Origin of the sequence: Micromonospora sp. NPDC047738 (genome assembly GCF_040642675.1) — a bacterium.
GTDB lineage: Bacteria > Actinomycetota > Actinomycetes > Mycobacteriales > Micromonosporaceae > Micromonospora.
The window spans coordinates 1-23,560 of record NZ_JBEYSO010000017.1 but is presented as its reverse complement, the minus strand read 5'-3'; the positions used below and the strand labels follow the sequence as shown (position 1 = coordinate 23,560).

Annotated in this window: 23 protein-coding genes and 1 pseudogene; 8 read left to right on the top strand and 16 right to left on the bottom strand. The window is 71.0% G+C overall.

Annotated features, from left to right (window positions below):
• The first annotated feature begins 2 nt into the window (after window positions 1-2).
• Complete coding sequence (locus ABZ783_RS23915) at window positions 3-416, top strand: roadblock/LC7 domain-containing protein (RefSeq protein WP_218012428.1); 414 nt, start codon at window positions 3-5, stop codon at window positions 414-416.
• A 47-nt stretch (window positions 417-463) separates the two neighbouring features.
• Here ABZ783_RS23915 and ABZ783_RS23910 read toward each other — a convergent pair whose 3' ends face one another.
• Window positions 464-1,957: a GH1 family beta-glucosidase gene (locus ABZ783_RS23910; RefSeq protein WP_357441874.1), complete on the bottom strand. Its 1,494-nt coding sequence runs from the start codon at window positions 1,955-1,957 to the stop codon at window positions 464-466.
• Between the two features lie 846 nt (window positions 1,958-2,803).
• On the opposite strand from ABZ783_RS23910, the gene ABZ783_RS23905 reads away from it, so the two are divergent.
• Window positions 2,804-5,701 (top strand): glycoside hydrolase family 48 protein, encoded by a 2,898-nt coding sequence (locus tag ABZ783_RS23905; RefSeq protein ID WP_357441998.1) that lies wholly within the window; start codon window positions 2,804-2,806, stop codon window positions 5,699-5,701.
• A 286-nt stretch (window positions 5,702-5,987) separates the two neighbouring features.
• Here ABZ783_RS23905 and ABZ783_RS23900 read toward each other — a convergent pair whose 3' ends face one another.
• Window positions 5,988-6,671: a DUF3159 domain-containing protein gene (locus tag ABZ783_RS23900; protein ID WP_357441873.1), complete on the bottom strand. Its 684-nt coding sequence runs from the start codon at window positions 6,669-6,671 to the stop codon at window positions 5,988-5,990.
• An 85-nt stretch (window positions 6,672-6,756) separates the two neighbouring features.
• Here ABZ783_RS23900 and ABZ783_RS23895 point away from each other — a divergent pair, with 85 nt between their 5' ends.
• Entirely contained in the window at window positions 6,757-7,644 is an 888-nt protein-coding gene (locus tag ABZ783_RS23895) for a phosphatase PAP2 family protein (RefSeq protein ID WP_357441871.1), read from the top strand.
• On the opposite strand, the gene ABZ783_RS23890 is transcribed toward ABZ783_RS23895, so the two are convergent.
• Entirely contained in the window at window positions 7,645-8,097 is a 453-nt protein-coding gene (locus ABZ783_RS23890) for a YbhB/YbcL family Raf kinase inhibitor-like protein (RefSeq protein ID WP_357441870.1), read from the bottom strand.
• A 110-nt stretch (window positions 8,098-8,207) separates the two neighbouring features.
• Between ABZ783_RS23890 and ABZ783_RS23885 the strand changes: the two genes are divergently transcribed.
• Window positions 8,208-8,879, top strand: coding sequence for a maleylpyruvate isomerase N-terminal domain-containing protein (locus tag ABZ783_RS23885; protein ID WP_357441868.1), 672 nt, complete (start codon window positions 8,208-8,210; stop codon window positions 8,877-8,879).
• 74 nt (window positions 8,880-8,953) lie between these two features.
• On the opposite strand, the gene ABZ783_RS23880 is transcribed toward ABZ783_RS23885, so the two are convergent.
• The 3 genes from ABZ783_RS23880 to ABZ783_RS23870 all read right to left on the bottom strand — a co-directional run bounded on the left by ABZ783_RS23880 (window position 8,954) and on the right by ABZ783_RS23870 (window position 12,479).
• Window positions 8,954-9,799, bottom strand: a complete 846-nt coding sequence (locus ABZ783_RS23880; RefSeq protein WP_357441866.1) for a DUF1028 domain-containing protein — start codon at window positions 9,797-9,799, stop codon at window positions 8,954-8,956.
• Window positions 9,800-9,859: 60 nt separating this feature from the next.
• Window positions 9,860-11,095: a low temperature requirement protein A gene (locus ABZ783_RS23875; protein ID WP_357441865.1), complete on the bottom strand. Its 1,236-nt coding sequence runs from the start codon at window positions 11,093-11,095 to the stop codon at window positions 9,860-9,862.
• A gap of 169 nt (window positions 11,096-11,264) precedes the next feature.
• Window positions 11,265-12,479 carry a low temperature requirement protein A gene (locus ABZ783_RS23870; RefSeq protein WP_357441863.1) on the bottom strand — a complete coding sequence of 405 codons (1,215 nt, stop codon included), beginning with the start codon at window positions 12,477-12,479 and terminating at the stop codon, window positions 11,265-11,267.
• Between the two features lie 159 nt (window positions 12,480-12,638).
• On the opposite strand from ABZ783_RS23870, the gene ABZ783_RS23865 reads away from it, so the two are divergent.
• Together ABZ783_RS23865 and ABZ783_RS23860 are read left to right on the top strand one after the other, a co-directional pair.
• Window positions 12,639-13,610, top strand: coding sequence for an LLM class F420-dependent oxidoreductase (locus ABZ783_RS23865; protein WP_357441997.1), 972 nt, complete (start codon window positions 12,639-12,641; stop codon window positions 13,608-13,610).
• Between the two features lies 1 nt (window position 13,611).
• The gene (locus ABZ783_RS23860; RefSeq protein WP_357441862.1) at window positions 13,612-14,412 is read left to right on the top strand and encodes an SDR family oxidoreductase; all 801 of its coding nucleotides are present in this window, start codon (window positions 13,612-13,614) and stop codon (window positions 14,410-14,412) included.
• On the opposite strand, the gene ABZ783_RS23855 is transcribed toward ABZ783_RS23860, so the two are convergent.
• From ABZ783_RS23855 to ABZ783_RS23840, 4 genes and pseudogenes are all read right to left on the bottom strand, one after another.
• Window positions 14,406-14,696: a hypothetical protein gene (locus ABZ783_RS23855; RefSeq protein WP_357441861.1), complete on the bottom strand. Its 291-nt coding sequence runs from the start codon at window positions 14,694-14,696 to the stop codon at window positions 14,406-14,408. The two genes, ABZ783_RS23860 and ABZ783_RS23855, sit on opposite strands and share 7 nt — an antisense overlap.
• Before the next feature lie 30 nt (window positions 14,697-14,726).
• Window positions 14,727-15,188: pseudogene (locus tag ABZ783_RS23850) on the bottom strand (hypothetical protein); the annotation flags it as partial.
• Between the two features lie 212 nt (window positions 15,189-15,400).
• Window positions 15,401-15,709, bottom strand: a complete 309-nt coding sequence (locus ABZ783_RS23845; protein WP_357441860.1) for a hypothetical protein — start codon at window positions 15,707-15,709, stop codon at window positions 15,401-15,403.
• Window positions 15,706-16,176: a hypothetical protein gene (locus ABZ783_RS23840; RefSeq protein ID WP_357441996.1), complete on the bottom strand. Its 471-nt coding sequence runs from the start codon at window positions 16,174-16,176 to the stop codon at window positions 15,706-15,708. Before ABZ783_RS23840 ends, ABZ783_RS23845 begins: the two co-directional genes overlap by 4 nt.
• Before the next feature lie 37 nt (window positions 16,177-16,213).
• On the opposite strand from ABZ783_RS23840, the gene ABZ783_RS23835 reads away from it, so the two are divergent.
• Complete coding sequence (locus ABZ783_RS23835) at window positions 16,214-16,615, top strand: GntR family transcriptional regulator (RefSeq protein WP_357441858.1); 402 nt, start codon at window positions 16,214-16,216, stop codon at window positions 16,613-16,615.
• A gap of 326 nt (window positions 16,616-16,941) precedes the next feature.
• On the opposite strand, the gene ABZ783_RS23830 is transcribed toward ABZ783_RS23835, so the two are convergent.
• From ABZ783_RS23830 to ABZ783_RS23820, 3 genes are all read right to left on the bottom strand, one after another.
• Window positions 16,942-17,220 carry a hypothetical protein gene (locus ABZ783_RS23830; RefSeq protein ID WP_073835706.1) on the bottom strand — a complete coding sequence of 93 codons (279 nt, stop codon included), beginning with the start codon at window positions 17,218-17,220 and terminating at the stop codon, window positions 16,942-16,944.
• Window positions 17,221-17,585: 365 nt separating this feature from the next.
• Window positions 17,586-17,750, bottom strand: a complete 165-nt coding sequence (locus tag ABZ783_RS23825; RefSeq protein ID WP_357441856.1) for a hypothetical protein — start codon at window positions 17,748-17,750, stop codon at window positions 17,586-17,588.
• Window positions 17,751-17,765: 15 nt separating this feature from the next.
• The gene (locus tag ABZ783_RS23820; protein ID WP_357441855.1) at window positions 17,766-18,296 is read right to left on the bottom strand and encodes a hypothetical protein; all 531 of its coding nucleotides are present in this window, start codon (window positions 18,294-18,296) and stop codon (window positions 17,766-17,768) included.
• A gap of 762 nt (window positions 18,297-19,058) precedes the next feature.
• On the opposite strand from ABZ783_RS23820, the gene ABZ783_RS23815 reads away from it, so the two are divergent.
• Window positions 19,059-19,454 carry a hypothetical protein gene (locus tag ABZ783_RS23815; RefSeq protein ID WP_357441854.1) on the top strand — a complete coding sequence of 132 codons (396 nt, stop codon included), beginning with the start codon at window positions 19,059-19,061 and terminating at the stop codon, window positions 19,452-19,454.
• 106 nt (window positions 19,455-19,560) lie between these two features.
• Here the strand turns inward: ABZ783_RS23815 and ABZ783_RS23810 are convergent, their stop codons facing one another.
• The 3 genes from ABZ783_RS23810 to ABZ783_RS23800 all read right to left on the bottom strand — a co-directional run.
• Complete coding sequence (locus ABZ783_RS23810; protein WP_357441852.1) at window positions 19,561-20,724, bottom strand: IS110 family transposase; 1,164 nt, start codon at window positions 20,722-20,724, stop codon at window positions 19,561-19,563.
• Between the two features lie 258 nt (window positions 20,725-20,982).
• Complete coding sequence (locus ABZ783_RS23805; RefSeq protein WP_357441850.1) at window positions 20,983-22,140, bottom strand: ThuA domain-containing protein; 1,158 nt, start codon at window positions 22,138-22,140, stop codon at window positions 20,983-20,985.
• 13 nt (window positions 22,141-22,153) lie between these two features.
• Window positions 22,154-23,560, bottom strand: a 1,407-nt coding sequence (locus ABZ783_RS23800; protein WP_357441848.1) for a carbohydrate-binding protein, incomplete at its 5' end; no start/stop codon positions are given.

Sequence of the window (23,560 nt, the reverse complement as noted above, 5' to 3'; positions counted from 1 at the left end):
CGTTGAGCCAGGAGGCACGCGACCTGAGCTGGTTGGTGAACGCGTTCGCCGAGCGGGTCCCGGGGGTGGCGCACGCCGTGGTGGTCTCCTCCGACGGACTGCTGGTGGCGATCTCCGCCCACCTGCCCCGCGACCACGCGGACAAGCTCGCCGCGGTCACCTCCGGGCTGATGAGCATCACCGCCGGCGCGGCCCAGATGTTCGACGGGGACATCGTCAAGCAGACCGTGGTCGAGATGGGACGGGGCTACTTCCTGGTCATGCAGATCCGGGACGGCTCCATCCTGGCCACCCTGGCCGGCGCCGACGCCGACATCGGTGTGGTCGGCTACGAGATGGCGCGGCTGGCCAAGCAGGCCGGTGAGATGCTCACCCCGGCGCTGCGGGCGGAGCTGCAGCAGGCACTGCCCCGCTGAGCGGGGCGGGCCCGGCCGGCGGAGCGTCCGGCCGAGCCGCGAACCGGTTAGAGGCCGTTGTTGCGGATCACCGTGCGATACCAGTGGGCGCTGCGCTTGAGCACCCGGCGCTGCGTCGGATAGTCCACGTAGACCAGTCCCCAGCGCTGGTCGTATCCCTCGGCCCACTCGAAGTTGTCCAGCAGCGACCAGACGTGGTAGCTCTCCAGCGGCACGCCGTCGCGGATGGCCCGGTGGGCGGCGGCGAAGTGGTCGCGAAGGAAGTCGATCCGGGCGGTGTCGTCGACCGTGCCGTCCGGGGCGAGCGTGTCCGGGCAGGGCAGCCCGTTCTCGGTGATGGTGAGCGGGATCGGGCCGTAGTCGCGGGTGACCCGGGTGAGGATGTCGTACATCCCCTCCGGGTAGATCTGCTGCCACTCCGCCTCGGAGGTCGGCCACTTCCGCACCGTCTTGCCCTGGCCGGTGACGTAGATGGGCGTGTAGTACTGCACGGCGAGCAGGTCCACCGGGCTGGCGATCACCGCGAGGTCGCCGTCGCGGATCCCGCGCACCATCCGGCTGTCCGCACCCAGGTCGGCCAGCACGTCCTGCGGGTAGGCGCCCGTGAACACCGAGTCCAGGTAGAGCCGGTTCTCGTAGCCGTCGTAGAGCCGGGTCGCGGCCGCCGCCTCGGCGGTGTCGTCGGCCGGGTAGCAGGGGTGCAGGTTGAGCGCCGGGCCGATCCGCCCCTCGACGCCGGCGGCGCGCAGCGCGCGTACGGCGAGGCCGTGGGCGAGCTGGAGGTGGTGGGCGACCAGATAGGCGGCCGCCGGGTCCTGCCGGCCGGGCGCGTGGTGCCCCGACAGGTAGCCGTTCTGCACCACGGTCTTCGGCTCGTTGATGGTCAGCCAGGCCGGTACCCGGTCGCCGAGGGCGCGGAAGACGATGTCCGCGTACGCGCCGAAGCGTTCGGCGGTGTCCCGGTTCTCCCAGCCGCCGGCGTCCTGCAGGGCCTGCGGCAGGTCCCAGTGGAACAGGGTGGCCATCGGGGCGATGCTGCGCTCGTGCAGCCCGTCCACCAGTCGCCGGTAGAAGTCGAGGCCGCGCTGGTTGGGTCGGCCGGAACCGTCGGCCTGGATGCGTGACCAGGAGATGGAGAACCGGTAGCTGCGCAGCCCGAGGTCGCGCATGAGGTCCAGGTCCTCGGCGTAGCGGTGGTAGTGGTCGGCGGCGACGTCACCGGTGTCGCCGTTGCGGGTCCGTCCCGGGGTGCGGCTGAAGGTGTCCCAGACCGACTCACCCCGGCCGTCTTCCTTGGCCGCCCCCTCGATCTGGTAGGCCGAGGTGGCCGCGCCCCAGCCGAAGCCGGGCGGGAAGCGCAGCGCCCCGGACGAGTCGTCCCCCTCCGGGGCGGGGTCGGGTGTGTCGTCGCAGCCGGCGACGGCGGCGGATGCGACGGCCCCGGCCGCGGCGGCGCCGGCCAGCCCGGTGCGGACCGCGCCGGTGGCGGCCGCGGAGAGGGCGGCGCGCCGGAGCAGGCGCCGTCGGGTGAGTAGCGACATGGGCGTTCTCCTCGGGGATCACTGGCCGCCCTACGGGCCGGGAGCGCTCCCAGCATAGGTCAGGCGCGACCGGCCGCGTGCCGAGGGCGGACCGCGTGGGTGTGGGCCCCCGGTCGGGCGGCCGGGAGTTCGGTGGGCGGGATGTCGCTCGGGGGCGGTGAGCGGCGAGGGTGGGGCGGATAGTGAAGGAGGCCGGCCGGGCAGCGCGTCGCGCCTGGCCCGTCGGCCTCTTTTCCCGTCGACAACGGAGGTTTAGTGTGGGGACGGGGGAGGGCAACCCCCGTCCCCACCTGTGATGCACACACGCACGAGTGGAATTGGCGTCCGGTCGTGCGTGTCGCGCGGGAGCCGGGCCACGCGAGTGGCTCTGGTTCCACCTCCCTCCGATGTGTCGGTGGGCGATGGCTGACGGCGGCGTCCGGGCTGGCCCGTCGTCAGCCTCCTGGGTCGAGGCGCCGGGCAGGAACGGTCCCGGCGGTCTGGCACTTGGATCTCCGTCGATGGAAGCGCTCCCATCGACGATGCTTGCGACTGTAACGCCCGTCACGGGTTTGTGAAAGCCCCTGAACGAGATCGAAACATCGGGCTGGACAAATCTCGTCGGCATTGTGGTGGGAGCGCTTCCATGGCAGACTCTCAGTCGCGACGTGGAGCCAGCTCGTGCGAGCGTGGGCCGCCGAGGGCAGCCGGGGTACGCCCGGCGCGGCGCCCGATCCCCCGGCACAGCCGGGTCGACCACCTTCCCGGGCGCCTCCGTCCCCCGCGCACGTCCGTCGCGTGGAGGCGCCTCGCCGGAGCCGTACGGGTTCCGGCCTGGTCCGAGGAGACACCGCGCACATGAGACTCATGGCCAGACGTCGCCGCACGGCGATGTTCGCCGCCACCGCCCTCGCCATAGGCGGGGTGGCCCTACCGGCCGGCGCCGCCCAGGCCGCCCCCGCCTGCGACGTCGTCTACACGGTGAACGACTGGGGTGGCGGCTTCACCGCCAACCTCGACGTCAAGAACCTGGGCGACCCGATCAACGGCTGGACGCTCAAGTTCACCTTCCCGAACAGCACCCAGCGGGTGACCCAGGGCTGGTCGGCCCGGTGGAGCCAGACCGGCAGTGAGGTCACCGCGACCAACGAGACGTGGAACGGCGGCCTCGGCACCGGCGCCACCGCCAACATCGGCTTCAACGGCTCCTACACCGGCGCCAACCCGAAGCCCACCGGGTTCACCCTCAACGGTGTGGCCTGCAACGGCACCCCCGTCAACCAGCCACCCACGGTCTCGCTCGACGTGCCGGCCGGGCCCTTCACGGCGCCGGCGACCGTGCCGTTGACCGCGACCGCCAGCGACCCGGACGGGACGATCAGCAAGGTCGAGTTCTACCGCAACGGCCTGCTGGTCAACACCGACACCACCGCTCCGTACGCGTACACGGTGGACAGTCTGCCGGCTGGCAGCTACACGGTGCAGGCCAAGGCGTACGACAACCTCGGCGCCAGCGCGGTGGCGGAGAAGTCCTTCACGGTCAACCCGGCCACGGGGCCGGCCCTGGTGGCCACCCCGGCCACGCTGAGCGTGAACGAGGGCGGCACCGCCACGGTCAACCTGAAGCTGAGCGCCGCACCGAGCGGCAACGTGCCGGTGACGCTGACCCGCGGCGGTGACCCCGACATCACCGTCTCGCCGAGCACGGTGACGCTGACGCCGGCCAACTGGAACACCGGCGTCACCGTCACGGTCGCGGCGGCGGAGGACGCCGACACCGTCAGCGGCACCGCGACCATCACCGCCTCGGCCACCGGCCACACCCCCGTGACGATCACCGTCACCGAGGTCGACAACGATGTGCCGGGCGGGGACAACGCCTACATCAAGAAGTTCCTCGACCAGTACGGAAAGATCAAAAACTCGGGCTACTTTAGCCCGGAGGGCGTGCCGTACCACTCGATCGAGACGCTGATCGTCGAGGCACCCGACCACGGCCACGAGACCACCTCGGAGGCGTTCAGCTTCTGGCTCTGGCTCGAGGCGCAGTACGGCCGGGTCACCCAGAACTGGGCGCCGTTCAACAGCGCCTGGACCGTGATGGAAAAATACATAATTCCGAATCATTTAGATCAGCCGACGGCCGGCGCCCCGGGCACCCCGCAGTACGCGGCCGAGTACAACCAACCCAGCCAGTACCCGTCGCAGCTGCAGCCGAACGTGCCGGTCGGCCAGGACCCGCTCCGCTCCGAACTGCAGTCCACCTACGGCACCGGCGACATCTACGGCATGCACTGGCTGCTCGACGTCGACAACACCTACGGCTACGGCCGCTGCGGCGACGGCACCACCCGCCCGGCGTACATCAACACCTTCCAGCGCGGCCCGCAGGAGTCGGTGTGGGAGACCGTGCCGCAACCGACCTGCGACACGTTCAAGCACGGCGGCCCGAACGGCTACCTCGACCTGTTCATCAAGGAAGCCAACGCCCCGGCCAAGCAGTGGAAGTACACCAACGCCCCGGACGCCGACGCCCGCGCCGTACAGGCCGCCTACTGGGCGCTGACCTGGGCCAAGGCGCAGGGCAAGCAAGCCGACGTCGCAGCGACCGTGGCCAAGGCCGCCAAGATGGGCGACTACCTGCGGTACTCCCTGTTCGACAAGTACTTCAAGAAGATCGGCAACTGCGTCGGCCCGACCACCTGCCCCGCCGGCACCGGCCGCGACTCGGCGCACTACCTGCTCTCCTGGTACTACGCCTGGGGCGGCGCATACGACCCCAGCCAGAACTGGTCCTGGCGCATCGGCTCCAGCCACAACCACTTCGGCTACCAGAACCCGCTCGCCGCCTGGGCCCTGACCAACGTGCCGGAACTCAAACCCCAGTCGCCGACCGCGGTCGCCGACTGGCAGCAGAGCTTCGACCGGCAGCTGGAGTTCTACACCTGGCTCCAGTCCGCCGAGGGCGGCATCGCCGGCGGCGCCACCAACAGCTGGGACGGCAGCTACTCCCAGCCGCCGGCCGGCACGCCCACCTTCTACGGCATGTTCTACGACGTCGCCCCGGTCTACCGGGACCCGCCGTCCAACCAGTGGTTCGGCATGCAGGCCTGGTCCATGCAGCGCATCGCCGAGCTGTACCTGCAGACCGGCAACACCAAGGCCAAGGCGCTGCTGGACAAGTGGGTCCCCTGGGCCATCGCCAACACCACCCTGGGCACCAACTGGTCGATCCCGTCCGACCTGCAGTGGACCGGCCAGCCCAACACCTGGAACCCGACCAACCCGCTGCCGAACACCAACCTGCACGTCACGGTGACCAAGGGCGGCCAGGACGTCGGCATCGCCGCCGCCTACGCCCGGACCCTGATCGCCTACGCGGCCAAGTCCGGCAACACCGCCGCCAAGAACACCGCCAAGGGTCTGCTCGACGCCCTGTCCGCCGCCGCCGACGCCAAGGGCGTCTCCCGCCCCGAGACGCGGGAGGACTACAACCGCTTCGACGACGTCTACAACGCCAGCAACGGCCAGGGCCTCTACATCCCGCCGGGCTGGACCGGCAAGATGCCCAACGGCGACGCCATCGCCGCGGGCAAGAGCTTCCTGGACATCCGCTCGTTCTACAAGAACGACCCGGACTGGCCGAAGGTCGACGCGTACCTCAAGGGCGGACCCGCGCCCACGTTCAACTACCACCGGTTCTGGGCCCAGGCGGACGTCGCCATGGCGTACGCCGACTACGGCACCTACTTCCCCGCGGGATGAGGTGACGGCGCCGCCACGGGTGGCCCGGCCCACCCGTGGCGGCGGTCGACCGGGCCCGGAAGGAACCACATCGCCCGGCCGACGGACGGCCTGACACCCCACGGTCAGGCCGGGCGGGCCGGCCGTCCGACCGACGCAGCGGACGGACCGGCCCACCACCACGCCCAAAGACGAACTTGCCGCGAAAACGCCCGAGAAAATCCAGCCGTCACGGGATCACACGACGGCCCCGGACGGAGTAACGTACATCACCAGAGAGGCCGCTCCCCCCGTGGCGGCCTCTCTCTTATTGCTCCCGCCCGCCGTCCCCATCGGACGGCACGACCGGGTGCCGCAGCCCCGGATGACCGGACGGCAGCGAACGCCGGATCACCAGCCAGCTCACCGCCAACGCCGCCGCGACCAGCGGCCAGGTCAACGCCACCCGGGCCACCACCAGCGCGACCACCTGACCGCCGAGCCACAACGGCACGAAGACCACCAACCGCAGCAGATAGGTGGCCACCCACACCCAGCTAGCCCGGCCGTACGCCCGCAGCAGCGCCGGATCGCGACGCCAGCGGACGCGCTGCCCGAGCGCCGCGCCCACCACCACCCCGAGCAGCGGCCAACGCACCACGACGCTGACCATCCAGGCCAGCGCGCTGGCCGCGTTGGACACCAACTGCACCAGGAAGAAGTCGCTGGCCCGCCCGGTGCGCAGGGCGATCAGCGCGGCCACGCAGACGGCGAGCAGCCCGATCAACACCGACCGCGGACGGTCCCCGCGCCGCAGCCGCCAGCCGGCCACCGCCGCCCCGCCCACCAGCGCCGCCAGCACACCGCCCCACAGCCCGGCGGCCAGCCAGCCCACCGCGAACGCCACCGGCGGCAGGGTCGCGTCGAGCGCTCCCCGCCGACCACCGAGCAGGTCCGCCAGGGACTCCGGCCGCTCGCGGGCCGGCCGCTCCCGCTCCGGCGTGCTGGTCACCCGCCACCCCCTCCGATCGATCCCCAACATAACCAGAGGCGCGACGGCCACCCAACGAGCGCCGGATGCGGCCGGCCGTTAAGTTGTGCGGGTGCGCACGACGGCGAGGGGCGGGACGGCGGTCTGGTTGGTCGTACTGGCCCTGGCACACGCCGCCGCGTTCCTGGTGGTGTGGCGCGTCGCCGTGCACACCTTGTCGGGCCAGTGGATCGACACGGTCGCGTTGACCGGCAACCAAATCGGCCAGAGCCGCATCGACGGCCCGGTGGACCGGATCCTCAACGCCATGTCGGTGGTGTCCCTGCTGGCCGCGACCGCGGTGATCGGCTTCATCGCGCTGATCCGCGGCCGCAAGGCCCTCGCCGTCACCGCCACCCTGCTGATCGCCGGCGCCAACCTCAGCACCCAACTGCTCAAGCACAGCCTGACCCGCCCCGACTTCGGCATCGACCCGGCGCGGGCAGCCGTCGGCAACAGCCTGCCCAGCGGCCACACCACGGTGGCCGCCTCGGTGGCCGTCGCGCTGATCCTGGTGCTGCCACCGAAGGTGCGGGCGGTGGGCGCGTTCCTCGGCGCCGGCTACGCCGCCGCCGCCGGAGTGGCCACCCTCTCCGCCGGCTGGCACCGACCCAGCGACGCCGTCGCCGCATATCTCCTGGTCGGGATCTGGGCGGCGGTCGCCGGCCTGCTGCTCCTCGTCTTCCAGCGGGAACAGGCGAAGATCTCCCCGGCCGACGCACACCCGAAGGCCGCCGCCGTGCTCGGCCTGGGCGGCGCGCTCGCGCTCGTCGCGTCCGCGCTGGCCCTGCTCTGGCTGGCCCGACTCTCCGACACGCCCGCCGACGAACTCGCCCGCCGGCCCCTCTTCATCGGGTACGCGGGCAGCGCGGCCGGCATCGCTGGGACGATCGCGGTGGTGGCCGCGCTGGTCCTCGCGCTGGTGCACCGTCTGGTGCCCCGCCACAAGGGTTGATCAGCGGTAGTAGGTGCCGACCATGGTGCCGCTGGCGATCTCCTTGTCGGTCAGCGCCCGCTGCACGTCGGTGACCTGGGGTGTCTCCGGCAGCTCCAGCGATCGCTCGAGGGCGTAGAGGCGGAAGAAGTACCGGTGCGGGTCCTCGTGCGCCGGCGGGTGCGGGCCGCCCCACCCGGTGCTGCCGAAGTCGTTGGGCCATTCTCGGCCGCCCAGCGGCACGCCGCCCTCGGCGACCCCGTCGGACCGGGGCGAGATCCCGGTCACCAGCCAGTGCAGGAAAGGTGTCTTTCCGGCGTCCGGGTCCTCGACGTACAGCACGAGCTCGCAGGCCGCGTCGGGGACCTGGGACCACTCCAGGGGTGGCGAGACGTTTCCGCCCTCGCGGGAGAAGCGTCCCGGTAGCAGGTCGTGGTCGTTGAAGGCGGTGCTCCGCAGCATGATGCCGGCCATCTTTCCGCGCCTCCTCCTCGTCGTCCCGCCGCGCGTACCCGGCGGGTGGGCGACGAAACGGCGGGTGGCAGGCTGACCGGGCAGGGCCAGGCAGCCGACGGGGAGGGCGCATGGAGACCGTACGAGTGGCGTTCCGGGACGAGTGCGGGCGGCTGGAGGAGGTGATGCGGGGCCTGACCGAGGCGGACCTGGAGCGGCCCACGCCCTGCCCGCCCTGGGCGGTCCGCGACCTGCTGGCACACGTGTCGACCGGTGCGGGACGCCTCGTTGACATGCTCGCCGCCCCGGCACCCGAGCGGGCGGAGGTGGACGCCGCCGGCTACTTCGGGGCCGCCAAGTTCACCCCGGAGGTGGACGGCGCCCGGATCGACAGTGCCCGACGGGAGGCGCGCCAGCTGGCCGGCGTACCCGAGGTGGCGGACGGCTTCGCGCGGGCCTGGCGGGCGGTCGACGCGGCGGTCGCCGCGCAGCCGCCGGGGCGGCTGGTCCGCACCCGGCACGGCGACGCGATGACGCTCACGGAGTTCCTGCGTACCCGGGTGGTGGAGGTCGGGGTGCACGGCCTGGACCTGGCCGACGCGCTGGACCGGCGGCCCTGGCTGACCGCGACGGCGGCGCAGGTGGTGGCGGACCTGCTGACCAACGGCCGGCCGGTGCCGGACGGGCTCGGCTGGGACCCGCTGACCCTGGTCCGCAAGGCCACCGGCCGGGCACCGCTCACCGACCGGGAGCGGACCCTGGTCGACCGGTCCGGGTTCCGCTGGCTCTCCTTCGGCGGCTGACTTTCGGCAAGGCCGACGCCGGGCGCCGTCAGGCGGCAGCGCTCGCCTGGCGGCCGGCGGCGCTGGCCGGCGGGTCAGCGGGCGGCCGGGGTGATGCGCCGCAGGTGGTCCAGGACGATCGGATCGATCCGGCCGGGGACGAGGCGCTCCTCAAGGTTCTCCACCCCGGCCCAGGAGGCGAGCGCGTCGTCCAGGCCGGCCGGGTCGACCGGGTGGCCGGCGGCGGCCAGGCGCGCGGCCACCTCGTCGGCGAGCGGGCCGGCGAGGTCTTGCAGGGTGGCCGGATCGGGCTTGCCGAAGAGCATGGTGTGCGTGTCGAGCAGGCGGCCCAGCTCGGTGACCGGGTCGGGGTGGTCGTCCACCCGCAGGTCGACCAGCTCGTCGCCGGTGCCGGCGTAGCCGCCACGGTGCTGCACCACCAGCAGGCCGGCGCTCTGCCGGCCGCGCCGGTCACCGCCGGCCCGGTCACCGGCGTGCAGCGCGGCCAGCAGCCGCCGGGGGAAGGGCAGCTCGGCCCCGCCCAGCCACGCGTCCCGGATCGCGTCGATGACCTGCGGCCCGGCCAGGATGTTTCCCTGTGCCGCCCAGCCGTCCCCGGCCTGGCCGCCGGACCACGGGTGGCACCGCGGTCCGGTCCAGGTGGCCCCGTCGCCGGTCGTCCCGACGACGCCGAGCTGCCGGTCGTCCCGGCCAGGATCGGCGGCGACCAGGCCGGCCACCACGTCCGCCGGGGCCACGCCGGTGCGCAGCAGCGCCAGCCCCTGCGACCGGTAGGCCAGGTTGACGTGCGCCTGGGTGGCCACGGCGCCCACCTCGGCCTCGGCGGCCGGGACCAGCGCACCAGCGGCGAGGAACTTGCTGGCCACGGCCACGCCGTGCAGGCGCCCGTCGGCGGAGCGCGCCACGATCGAGAAGGTCACGCGCGGATGGTAGCGCCGGTGCCGGTTCGGACGATCCCGCGAGGGCCGCTGGGCGATGGTTCAGAACGGCGGCTTGGCCGCCTCCGGCGGTTTGCCCCGCGCCCGGAGAGCGTCGGCCACCGCGACCGCGAAAAGCACGACGGCGGCCACGACCGAGGCGATCAGCGGCGGGTAGCGCAGGAGCAGCGGCACCGAGGCGAGCAGGACCAGCATCGCGATCCACCGGGACGGCGAGACGCGGCCGAAAACCTCGTACTCGAACCGGGCGCGACCGGCCAGAAAAACTGCCGGGCCGAGGATGATCAACACGACCCAGGCCGCCTCGGTCCGGTGAAGGGGATGTTCGATGGTCAGCTGGTAGCCGATGGCGATGGCGGCGGTGCCGACCAGCATGACCCCGTGGGTGTCGGCCGCGGACCGGCCGATCGTCGCGGGATGCTTCGCCTTGAGGACCGCCTCGCCGAGGATCTGTCCGGCCCGCTGGAAGTAGATCCGCCAGAGCAGGATCGAGGTGAGCAGCGCGAGGGCGAAGGCGATGGTGGGGTTGGCGCTGAACGGACGCGCGCTGTAGGAGAAGCCGGCGACGAGGATCGTCTCGCCGAGCGCGACCAGGAAGAACTGGCGGTAGCGCTCGGCCAGGTGCTCCCCGGCGATGTCCCACCGGGAGACGGCGGAGCGTCCCAGTCCGGGCACCGGCCAGCCCGTTCGGCCTGCCAGGTACTCGATGCCCAATGCCACCGCCCACAGGACCACCCGGGGGTTGGTTGGCACGAATGCCCCGACCAGCCAGAGTACGCCGGTCGTGGAGTATGTGATCAGCATCCGGACCTTGAGTGGTCGGTTCTGATGGTGACCGAGGGTGGTGAGCAGGATCAGCGGTCGGGAGACCTGCGTGACCACGTACGCGATCGCGAACGCCAGGCCGGACACTTTGAAGGCGCGGGGGATGGCCACGCCCATGACCATGCTGCCCACCAGGGCGATGATCACGACGAGTTGCAACCCGGGTCGGTACGGGTCGTATCGGCTGGTGGTCCAGGCGGTGCCCTGCCACACCGTGTACAGCGCCAACAGCAGCAGCAGGGTCTTGCCGCCGCCGGTGATCGGCGTGAACCCCGTGGTCCCGCCCAGCTCCAAGGCCAGATCCTCGAAGGAACGAGCGGTGATGCGGGTGAGCGCGAAGACGAACACCAGGTCGAAGAAGAGCTCCAGGAACGTGGCGCGGGTCGACACCGCCGCAGCGCCCGTGCGCTCTTCGCGTTCGACCTGCCCACCGGTCTCGTCACCGGTCGTCATGGTCGGCAGTTCCCGCCGTAGCTCCAGGCCACCTGGCAGTCGTAACACGCGCCTCCGGCGCTCCGGCCGGTATCGCCTGGATTGCCGCCACCGGGCGGTACCGGCTCGCCGGCACGCCGCGGTCCACTCGCCCGGGTGGCAGGGACGCCGGTCGGAGGCGGCATCCCCCTCAGAACGGTGGGGCGGCCTCCTCGGGTGGGCGCCCCCGAGCCCGGCGGGCGTCGGCCACCGCCACCCCGAACAGCACCACGGCGGCAGCCACCCCGGACGCCAGGGTCACCACGTGCAGCAGCAGCGGCGCCGACGCCAGGAGAACCAGAATGGCCACCCAGCGCGACGGCGACACACGGCCGAAGACCTCGTACTCGAAGCGGGCCCGACCGGCCAGGAAGAGCGCCGGGCCCCCGAGGGTCATCGCGACCCACACGCTGTGGCTGTGCCCCGCCGGATGGTCGGCGACCAGCTCGAAGCCGATCGCGGTGGCGACCACGCCGATCACCATCACCAGATGGGTGTCGGCGGCCGACCGGCCGATGGTGGCGGGATGCGCCACCTTCGTCACCGCCTCGGCCAGGATCTGCCCGGCCCGCTGCACGTAGATCCGCCACAGCAGCACCGACGTGACGAGCGCTGTGGCGAAGGCGGCAGCCCGGTACAGGCCGGGGGGCCGCTCGCTGAATTCCAGGCCGGCGACGAGGATCGACTCGGCGAGCGCGACCAGGAACAACTGCTGGTACCGCTCGGCCAGGTGCTCCCCGGCGATGTCCCAGCGGGAGATGGCAGAGCGGCCCATCATGGGCACCGGCCAGCCGGTCCGCATCGCCAGACCCTCCAGGGCGAGGGCGGTCGCCCAGAGCGCCACCCGCGGCACGGTGGGCAGGAACGCCCCGGTCAACCAGAGCACGCCGGTCACCCCGAACGTGATCAGCATGCGTTGTTTCACCCGGCGGTACGGGTGCCCGCCCAGCGCCGCCAGCAGGATCACCGGCCGGCTCACCTGCGTCACCACGTACGCGACGGCGAAGGCGAGCCCGGCCTGGGCGAACGCCCGGGGGATCGCCACCCCCATCACCATGCTGCCCACCAGGGCGATGATCACGATCGCCTGGATCGAGGTGTGGTACGCGTCGTACTGGCTGGTCGTCCAGGCGGTGCCCTGCCAGATCGCCCAGAGCGCGAGGCCCAGCAGCAGGGTCTTGCCGCTGTCGGTGACCGCCCGCCACACGATTCCGTGCCCCGGCGCCACCGCCAGGTCCTCGAAGGCGCGGGTCCCGATCCGGGCGAGCGCGAAGACGAACACCAGGTCGAAGAAGAGTTCAAGGAACGTCGCCCGCTTCGCGGCGTCCTCGCTTTGCAGCAGACCCGGCGGTTCGGCGGCCGTCATGGTCGCCTCCCCCCGTCGGTCCAGCCCATCTGGCAGTCGTAACACTCTTTCCGGTTCTGTTGGCGTCTATCGTGCTTTTCGATCGGGTCGGGACCGGTTCGGATCTTGCTCAGGGGGACGGCGAGCGGGCACGATCGACCAGTGACGATCAGATGGGGCATGACGGTTCCGTTGAGCGGCATCCCGCTCGCCGACCACGCCCCGGTCTACGCGGCCCTCGACCGGGCCGGCTTCACCGACGTCTGGTCGTCGGAGGTCGCCGGGACCGACGCGTTCACGCCGCTGGCGCTCGCCGCCGCGTGGCAACCCCGGCTGCGCCTCGGCACGGCGATCACCCCGGTCTTCACCCGGGGACCCGGGCTGCTCGCGATGAGCGCCGCCGCGCTCGCCGAGGCCGCCCCTGGCCGGTTCGCCCTCGGCATCGGCGCGTCCTCGCCGGTGCTCGTCCGCGACTGGAACGCCGGCCGGTTCGAGGAGCCGTACCAGCGGACCCGGGACGTGCTGCGCTTCCTGCGCGCCGCGCTGCGGGGGGAGACGGTCGACGGGGCGTACGACACGTTCACCGTCCGCCGGTTCACCCTGGAACGCCCTCCGGCCGTGCCGCCGCCGGTGCTGGTGGCCGCGCTGCGTCCTGGCATGCTGCGGCTCGCCGCCGCCGAGGCCGACGGAGTGATCCTCAACTGGCTGTCCGCCGCCGACGTGCCTACCGCCCTTGCCGAGCTGGGCGAGCGCCGGCCCGGCTTCGAGGTTGTCGCCCGGATCTTCGTCTGCCCGACCGAGGACGCCGCGCACGCCCGGGCGCTGGGCCGCCGCCTGGTCGCCGGCTACCTCACCGTCCCCGCGTACGCGGCCTTCCACCGCTGGCTGGGCCGGGATCCGCTGCTCGGGCCGATGTGGGCGGCGTGGGCGGCCGGCGACCGGCGGGGCGCCGCCGCGGCCGTGCCGGACGAGGTGGTCGACGCGCTGGTGCTGCACGGCTCACCCGAGGACTGCGTCGCGCAGGTCCGCCGGTACGCCGAGCAGGGGGTGGACGTGCCGGTGCTGGCGCTGCTGCCCACCCCGGAGCTGGCCGCCGGTGGCGCCGCGGCGCTGGCTGCGCTGATCCCCCGGCTCGGCACGGAGGTGACCTGAGATGAACCTGACCGATCGGGTGGCCGTGATCACCGGTGGCGCGGGTGGCATCGGCGCGGCGCTCGGCCGCCGGTTCGCCGCCGAGGGCGCCGCCGTCGTTGTCCTCGCCGACCTGGACGCCGACGCGGCCCGCACAGTCGCCGAGGGGATCGGACCCGTCGCGCACGCCGTCGGGCTGGACGTCACCGACGAGGCGCAGGTCCACGCGCTGGTCGACGAGACCGAGCAGCGGTACGGGCGGATCGACCTGTTCTGCGCCAACGCCGGCGTGGCCACCGGTGGGGGAGTGGACGCACCGGACTCGGACTGGGAGCGGGCCTGGCAGGTCAATGTCATGGCCCACGTGCACACCGCCCGGGCGGTGCTGCCCGCGATGCTCCGCCGCGGTCAGGGGTACCTGTTGTTCACCTGCTCTGCGGCGGGGGTGCTGACCGCGGTCGGCGACGCCCCGTACACCGCGACGAAGCACGCGGCGGTCGGTTTCGCGGAGTGGCTGTCGGTCACCTACCGGGACGCCGGCATCCGGGTCAGCGCGCTCTGCCCGCAGGGTGTGGACACGCCGATGCTCGCCGACGGTCTGGTCGCCGGGCACCTGGGTGCCCGGGTGATCGCCGCTTCCGGGGCGGTGCTCAGCCCCGACGAGGTCGCCGAGGCCACCATTGCCGGGCTGGCCGAGGAGCGGTTCCTGATCCTCCCGCATCCGGAGGTCGCCACGTACGCGCGCCGCCGGGCCGAGGACCCGGACGGCTGGCAGGCCGGCCTGCGCAAACTGGTCCGCAAGCTGCGCGCCGCGGGTCAGTAGGAGGCGCCCCCGTCGCTCCCGCCACCGCTGTCGGATCCGCCGCTGTAGCCGTCGGCGCTGCTCAGCAGGGAATGGTCAGTGGGCGGGGCGCCCGGATCGAAGGCGTCCCGGTGCGGGCGCGGGCCGGAGCGGTGCAGCTGCCGGGCCGCCTTGCGGGCGGCGGCGAGCTTCTCCTCCCGGGTCAGCTCGCGGCGGTCACGGGTACGCACGCGCCACCGCCAGCCGGCGGTGACCAGGAGAGCTGTGGCGAGGGTGGCAAGGATCGCCCAGACAGGTGCGGGCATGCCCTGACGGTAGGACCGGCGGGCAAGGCGTCAGCGGCGCCAGCGCAGTGGGCCCGGATGCACCGTCCACAGCAGCCGCTGCCACCACGGGCGGGCCGCGCGCAGCGCCGAGACGTAGCCGCCGGCCAGCGTCGCCGCCCGGTCCGCCTGGGCGGGGGTCGCCGTGCTCGGGGCGAACGCCACCTGGTTGAGCAGTCCGGCCAGCTCGTCGGCCTCGCCGCCGGGCAGGTCGCTGCCCGGCTACCGGGTTCGTGTCCCGGCCGGCACGCTGCCGGGGCTGGAACTCGGGTGGCTACCGGCCGGACCCGACGCCACCGGCCCTGCGGCGGGGAATCCCGCATCCGACCGCCTCTGCTCGGCCGGTTCGCTCGCCCCGCTCTGCGCGGCCCGGGCCTCGGCCAGGGTGCGGCGGGCCTGCGCGGCCACCTCGGCCGCCGCCAGGTCGTCGCCGGCCGGGTGACCGGCCAGCCGCAGCGCGTCGGTCAGCTCGCGAGGGACGCGGCGGCGCATGCGCCACCGCCACCCGGCGATGGCCAGGAGGACGGCGGCGAGGGCGGTGGTGGCCGCCCAGACAGGCGGGTGCATGTCGTCAGTGTTGCTCGGCTGAGCAAGGTGATCGGCATTCCGCGTTCCGGTGGGTTGAGCCCGGTCCGCCTGGACGCCTGGATTGCCGGCGAGCCGGCCGGATCGGGTGCGGCACGAGGTCATCCGGCCTGCTGGCGGGCTTCTCGGTCCGGTTCGGCTGGCGCGGTTGCTGTACTCCACTGATGTACTGCTGGCGTCGATCGCTCGCCCCGTCTGGTCCAGCCGAGGAAGCGGCAGTGCAACACGCCGGCCGGCGTCCAGGGCATGTCCTCGGCGGCCTGGACGAGATAGCTCCCGAGGTAGAGGGCCAACGACACCGGAGCATCGGCGTACTCCGCCCGCAGCTCCAGCTTCCGTGTTGGGCAGGGCCAGGGCAGGTCGCAGCCTCCGCAGCTCCAGATCGGCATGACCGGGCCGTGGGTGGTCACCGCACACCCTCAAGGAACCGGGCGGTGATGGTCCGAGCCTGCCGGTTGGTCGCCCAATCCACCTGCCAGCACGGGTACGGAGTCAGCCGCGACCACCATGCGCGGCAGCCGGCGCACATGCCATCGGCCCCGCGGACATGCACCGCGAGGATGGCCCGCTCCTGACCGTCGTTCACTGCTCCCCCTCCGTCGGCCAATGGCCACGATTGATCGGAATCCGGTGCCGGGCGCGACACGGCAGCTCGGCTCCGCACCGGCACACCCGCCGCCAACGCCGCCAACTCCAGACCGGCCGATGCCGCCGCGCCAAGGCCATAGCGACGGCGAGCAGGTAGTCCTCGTACGAGACACGCCGCACTGGATCTCCCCCTTGGGCATGGCCGACGGCACGGGGACGCGGGCCTTGGCTGGTCATCCGACCGCCGCACCTGCCAGATCACAGTACATACGTAGGACTGTAGATACAATAACCTGTAGAACTGTTGGACACGTAGCGTCACATTCGTGATCGACCCCAGCGCGGATCGCGCAGTGTTTCGGCAGCTCGCCGACCTACTGCGGAACCTGATCACGTCCGGCGACCTCGCGCCCGGCGCGTCGCTGCCCAGCGAGCTGCGACTGGCTCAGGAGTATGGACTGAGCCGGACAAGCGTCCGGCAGGCCATCTCCCTACTCCGGTCGGAAGGGCTCGTGATCGTCCAACCCCCGCGCGGCACCTTCGTCCGCAGCATGGAACCGACCGAGACGGTAACCCTACTCAAGGGCGACACCGCCTCAGCCCGGATGCCCACCCCCGCGGAACGCAAGGAACTGGATATCGGCGAAGGTGTCCCCGTGCTGGTGATCTTCCGCGCCGACGGCTCCCGCGAGGTGTACCCCGCCGACCGCATCCGGGTCGGCCGCTGACCCGCGCATTACGAGTCGGTGGCCCGGCCCTGGTCCACCGCCTGGTCCTCGTGCCCCAACACGGTGTCGCCGTCCGTGATCGTCCGCTCATGCTCGCCGGTTTGGCTGCTCGCTTGGCTGCTCGGCGGGACCCTGACGTCTCGCTTACAAGCTCTGTGCAGCACGTCCGTCCTTGTCCGGGGGTGCTCGCTAGCTCGGAGTACTGTCCGTCTCCGCACTCGCTGGTGCGCCGCCGTTTGGTGCGGTTGCTGTCGGCGTTGCTGTCGACGGTTCCCGCCGGCCTGCTCCGTAGGCGGGTCTGGGAGCCCTGGGGCCTGTGCCAGGTGCTACTTGAAGTAATGCCACCCGCCGCCGTCTGTCACTCGGGCCTCTGAGTCGAAACCTACGTCGACACGCTCAGAATCCGGCCAACCCTCTTGAGCGAAGCAAGCGACGACCGTGTCACGCATACGTTCGATCTCTGCCAGCAGTTCCGGGTCGTACCGGTAGTCGGCGCGGTCCTTGCTCGGGAAGTACCAGGCGGGCAAACGGGACGGGGAACCGGCGAGCAAGACCCAGACGACGAGGTGCTTGCGGTCGATGTCGACAGCTCCGTACCAGAACACGGACGAGAAGAGATCGGTACCGCCGCGAGCAAGCTCCCGCCGCGCTCGCTTCACAGCGCGGTCGCACTGTCGCTTCGGCGTCCGTGCGAGGAGAGACACGGCCACATCGTCGCAGAGGTCGAACAACAGCGCAGGGGCGCCAGCAGCTCGCAATGGCCCGTCACGAGGACCTGCGGACGAGCAGGCGGCCCCGTCCCGGCCGAGTCGACATACAAACGGTTTAGGAAGGGTGCAGCGCCTGCTGGGGGATCCCTCGTCCTACCAGGACGTACGCTTGACGGCTCGCCAGCGATGTGCTTGATCATTCCGCGTATGTTCCGGATCTTGCCTCCTGGGCCCCCGGACGTACCGAAGGCCCTCTGAGCTCACCGCGAACGGCCGAGCCGCGCTCGCGCAATCTGCCGGTCAATCTCCCTCATGACCTCGGCGACCTTGTTCTTCAACTCCCGGTCAAGGTTCGCGTGCCACCGGTCATGCAGCCTCTTGTCACCAATGGCCGCGCCGCAGTTCTGGCAAATCGGGTACTCCATTCAGCCTCCTCCGGCTTACAAGTCCCGAAGGCTCGGGTAGAACTCCTGCGACTGGTGGCCGACCCGGCGATCTCGCCACGTCACGACTACCTTCTCGGGCAGCTCTTGGCCGTAAGTCATGACCATGTTCATGTGCATCTCTTCACCGGGATGCAGGAGCGGCGTACTGGTCCGATGGTTCAAGCCCACAACATGCATCTCCACCGGCTTGTCGGCCTGAAAGAACGTGATCTCGACTGAGCGGGCTTGGGCTGGGCCGTGGTTTTTCACCACGTATCGATACTCACTGGAGACCCGGTCCCCACGAATCCGACGATACTCTTCGCTGCGCACCTCGATCGATGCCAGGCGCTCGTTCCACCACGGGCGACCGAGCGCGGCGGCGCTGACCAGCAGGGCGAACAGGGCGATGAAGTCGGAGGCTTTCAGGTTCGGCATAGGCACGTTCTTCGCCAGGACGATTGCGGCAACGGAGAGGAGCATGGCTCCGGCTCCGGCGATGAGGCAGCCGACCAGGAGCTTCCTTGTGATTCGGTCGAGCTTCACCGCGCCATCATGGCAGCGGCCCGCCACCCTTCTGTCTCACGGGCCGACAGAACCGGCAGCAAGGCCCGGCTGGACCGCGAGCCAGCCCAGAATCTGGCGTACAGGTCGACTCGTCCGTCGCCCACCAGGTCGCCGCTGTCACATGGCGGCTGGCCTGCTGTTTCTCCGGGTACTGCTGGTCGTTGTCGGTCGTAATTGGTCGGCCTTTGACGGCCCGGTTGCGGCCCAGACGGCCCAGCGACGGCCCCGAAGCGACCCAGAGCCCATACTGTTCGAATGTCGTCGCTCATATGCCCCGAGTGCGGCAATCCGATCGATCCCGACGGACCCGCAGTAAGCCAGGACCGTAGACCCGGCAGCGGCTCCGAGTGGAGCCCGGCTCGGTGGGTGCCGTACGTATACGACTCTCGGACCAACCCACTTCGGCTCGTCCACGCAGAATGCTTCGGGCGTAGCGCCGGCATCAAAGCCCTGGTCGAGGTGATGCATCGCCAGGACGAGATCTACTACCGCGATCGCGCGAGGCTCTGGGAGCTAGAACGGCGGCAGCGGGACGAGACTTAAAGTCTCCCGATGCTCCTACGACCGTCAGCAGCACTTGACCCCCAGGCAACCAACACGGGCCGCTGACCTGGATCGCCAGGGTGGTCTAGCTGCGGACTCCTTCCGCTGGCGTCCGTGGCCGTCCATGGCTGTGCTCCCCGGTTGTCACTCAGTTCGTCACCCAGCTCGGCTCCTGGGCATCCGGGATAGCCTCCGGGCATGCGTTACCTCACCCGGTCGTTCGTCCTGGGGGCGCTCGGCCGCAGGAAGGAAGTAGAGCAGTTCGTCGGACCCATCACGCTGGGGGGTGTCCGTGGCATCCGCTGGGTCTCGGTCTGGCCCTGGCAGGGCGGCTACAACGTGTCCGTCCATGACGTACAGGACCTGGACGACGAGCACTACAACGATCTGTCCGTGTTCCCGTCCCTCGCCCCCGAAGACGAAGACGACACGGGCTACGGCCGCGTGATCGGCCACGTTCACGACCCGGCCGAAGCGTTGGAACTAGCGGAGCGGGACACTGGGGCCTCCCCGGATCGGTGGGTCAACCACGGGGTTGCCGGGGAGGACTATGCGGACTTCGTATCGGCGAGGCGAGCCCAGCGCCGGCCCTGACCCTCAGTTTGGAAGGCGCATAGCCTCAGACCCGAAAATCCAACGGTGAGTGGGCAGGCGGCAGCCCCCGGCGCAGCGCAGCGGAGCCGGGTTTGGGTGGGTGGGGTCAGGCGGCTTTGGGTTCGGCGATGACGGCTTTGCCGTCGCGGATGGTGATCTGTTGACCAGTGACGGCCTGGAGTTGGGCGGCGAGGTTGCGGGCCCGGCGCTGTTTATCGATGCGTGTAGCGAAATGGTTGGCGCCGAGATCGCGGAATCGGATCGTGGGGTTGGACAGCAGGTGGTAGACGATGACCAGGACCGCGTTGCCGGTGGCTACGATCGCCTTCTGTTTGCCGCGGCGTTTGGCGATGCGTCGGTGTCGTGCGCCGAGGAAGGTATCGGTGCGGCAAGCGCTGCCGGCGATGTTGCCCAACGTGGCGGCCAGCCACGGGCTGCCTTTTGATCGGCCCTTGTTCTTCTTCTTTCCAGCGGACTCGTGGGTCTGGGGGCAGAACTTGGCCCACGACACCAGGTGCGCGTCGGACGGGAAGCGGGTCATGTCCACGCCCAACTCGGCGATCAGTTCCTGTGCGGCGGTGGGGCCAACCGCGGTGATCTCAGCCAGCTGGGCCACCTGGTGGGCGAAAGGGGCGACCGCCTCGGCAACCGCGGTGTCCAAAGCGGCGACCTGTGCGCTGAGCCGGTCGATGTTGTCCAGCATCATCGCCAGGATCGCGCCGTGGTGATCGGTGAAGAACCCCCGCAGCGCCTCCTGCAATTGCGCGATCTTCACACGCAGTCGGCCCCTGGCCATCTGCGCGAGAACCACCGGGTCGCGCTGCCCGTCGATGAGCGCCTGAAGTATCAGCCGCCCGGACACCCCGAACACGTCGCTCACCACAGCGGTGATCTTGATCTGGGCGTCCTCGAGCAGTTTCTCCACCCGCTGCATCTCACGAGTGCGGTCGCGGATGAGCGAACGCCGGTAGCGAGTCAGGTTGCGCAGCTCCCGAATGGGTTGGGGATGCACCAGCGACGGCCGGCACATGCCCCGCTCGGCGACCTTGGCCAACCACACCGCGTCGGCCTTGTCGGTCTTGGCCCGCCCGGGCACGTTCTTCACGTCGCGGGCGTTGACCAGCCAGCACTCGAAGCCCTCCGCCTCGAGCAGGTAGAACACGCCCTTCCAGTAATCGCTGGTTGACTCCATGACGACCCGCGCGTGCCGGCCCTCATCAGTCCACGTGCGTGAAGGACATGACCCATCGGCGGGAAGTGGCAAGTCCACGATTCCGCCCTCCGGCGTCGGCCGCCCTCTCGGCGGTGCCAGGAGACACGACGAACACCGCCGCCGGCCCCGCCTGGCAGCCCTCGGACCTGGTCTTCACCACCCGCTACGGCCGGTCGAGCCGCGCAACTTCAACCGCTTCTGGGACCGGCGCTGTGACACAGCCGGGGTGCGGCGCATCACCGTCCGGGACGCCCGGCAACCGATGGATTCCGGAGTGCCGGCCCGGGAGCCGCGAGGTTCCCGGGCCGGCCGGTCTCACGTGCCGTACACCTGGAAGGTATACAGCGAGTAGCCCCACTGGGTGCCGCGGGCCGTGCCGTAGATGCGCACGTACCGCGCCGAGGCGTTCAGGCCGGTGTTGTCGTCCTCACCGCCGTTGCCGTTGGTGACGGTCTGGATCGTGGTCCAGGTGTTCCCGTCGGCCGAGGTCTGAATCTGGTAGTTCTTGCCGTAGGCGGCCTCCCACACCAGCCGCACCCGGTTGATCGTGTGGGTGGCGCCGAGGTCGACCCGGATCCACTGCGGGTCCGAGAACGCGCTCGACCACCGCGTGGTGGTGGACGCGTCCACGGCGTTCGAGGCGGGGAACGAGGCGTTCTCCACACTGGAGGCCGTCGCCGGGTGGTTCAGCGCCAGGTCGGCCGGCGGTGGCGTGGTGTCGACCGGGCAGTTGCCGGTGCCCTGTGCGGCGTAGCGGATGCCGCCGAGCAGGTGGGTGCGGTAGTTGGCTTCGCCGTAGCTGCCGATGGTGTGGCCCATGCCGGTGTAGAAGGACCGGCCGCCGTCGTAGGCCCGGCACCATGAGATGGGATGGTCGCTGCCCATGGTGCCGCCGGTGTAGGTGGACTCGTCGAGGGTGGCGAGGACGTGCACCTGCGGGCGGGGGTTGGTGCGGTAGTTGTACCACTCGTCGGTGCGGTTCCACGCGACCGGCAGGCCGGCCGTGGACGGGTGGGTGGTGTCGGCGATCCGGACAGTCGCGGGCTGGATCGCCGGGTGGCTGGCGAAGTACGCTCCGACGAGGCCGCCGTACCAGGCCCAGTCGTACTCCGTGTCGGCCGCCGCGTGCACGCCGACGTAGCCGCCGCCGGCGCGGATGTAGTTCTCGAACGCGGTCTGCTGTGTCGCGTTGAGTACGTCGCCGGTGGTGGACAGCCAGATGACCGCCTTGAATCGGGCCAGGTTGGTCGTGTTGAACTGGGTGGCGTCCTCCGTGGCCTCGACGGCGAAGTTGTTCGCCGTGCCCAGGTCGCGGATCGTCTGGATGCCGGTGGGGATGGAGTCGTGGCGGAATCCGGCGGTCTTGCTGAAGACGAGCACGGTGAAGTCCGGTGCCGCCTGGGCCGGCACGGCGGCGAGGCCGAGCGCGGCGGTGACCAGGGCGACGCAGAAGAAGGCCAGTCTGCCCAACATGATCGATACTTCCTTAGCCGTAGACTTCGAAGCTGAACAGCGAGTAGCCGTACCCGGTGCCGCGGGCCGTGCCGTAGATGCGCACGTACCGTGCCGAGGCGTTCAGGCCGGTGTTGTCGTCCTCACCGCCGTTGCCGCCGGTGACCGAGCGGACCGTGGTCCAGGTGGTGCCGTTGGCGGACGTCTGGATCTGGTACGCGGAGCCGTACGCCGCTTCCCACAGCAGGCGGACCCGGTTGACGGTGTAGGTGGCGCCCAGGTCCACCTGGATCCACTGCGGGTCGGAAAACGCGCTCGACCAGCGCGTGGTCGGTGACGCGTCCACCGCGTTGGCGGCCGGGAAGCTGGCGTTCTCCACGCTGGACGCCGTGGCCGGCTTGTTCAGGGCCAGGTTCGTCGCCGGTGCGCTGCCGGTGACGAACGTGAAGCTGTCCAGGTCGAACAGCGCGCCGGTGCCGGTGCCGGCGAAGGTGACGTACAGCGAGGTGGTGGCCGCCGGTGCGCCGCTGACGGTGCCGTTCACGGTGGTGAACGTCTCCCACGATCCGGTCGGTGTGACGGCGGCCGAGCCGATGATCGTGCCGGTCGGGGAGCCGGTGCGGAACTGCAGCGTGCCGCCCGCACCGGCGGAGGAGACCCGGGCGGTGAACGAGGTGGCGTTGTTGAGCTTGTACGGGTCGAACTGGATCCAGTCGCCGTTGTTGATGTCTCCGACGGTCATGCCGCCCTCGGCCGTGGTCTTGGCGAACTTGTTGACGCCCGAGGAGGTCTTGTAGTGCTCGGCCTGCCGGTGCTTCGGCGCCAGGATGTTCTGTGCGTGGGTGGTGAGGCCGCCCTTGTCGGTGTAGGACGCGTCGAAGATTGGGAAGATGTTCGCCGCGTCGTCGTGCTCGCCGTCCGCCGGGATGGTGATCGTGCCGGAGCAGCCGGTCTGCGAGGTGATCTGGTGGGCGTGCTGGTCGTGCCCGATCAGGTAGGCCATGGTGACCTTGGTGCAGTCGATCGTGCCGTCCTCCGGGTCGGTGACCGTGACGCTCCATGGGACGCTGTCGCCGAAGGCGGCCAGTTGCCCGGCGGTGGGGCTGTTGACGGTGACGGTCGGGGCGGTGTTGCCGACGCTGATTGGCACGCTGGCCGTGCCGGTGGCGCCCTGCGGGTCGCGCACTGTGAGGGTGGCGGTGTAGTTGCCGTTGGTGGTGTATGTGTGCGATGGGTTGGCGGTGGTGGAGGTGCCGCCGTCGCCGAACGCCCACGAGTAGGTCAGTGCCCCGCCCTCCGGGTCGGATGAGCCGGCCGAGGAGAAGGTCACGGCCAGCGGCGCGGCACCGGAGGTGCGGTTCGCGCTCGCCACGGCGGTCGGTGCGCGGTTACCGCCGGTGCCGACGTGGTCGTAGCGGTAGAGCGCCGAGTTGGCGTCGCC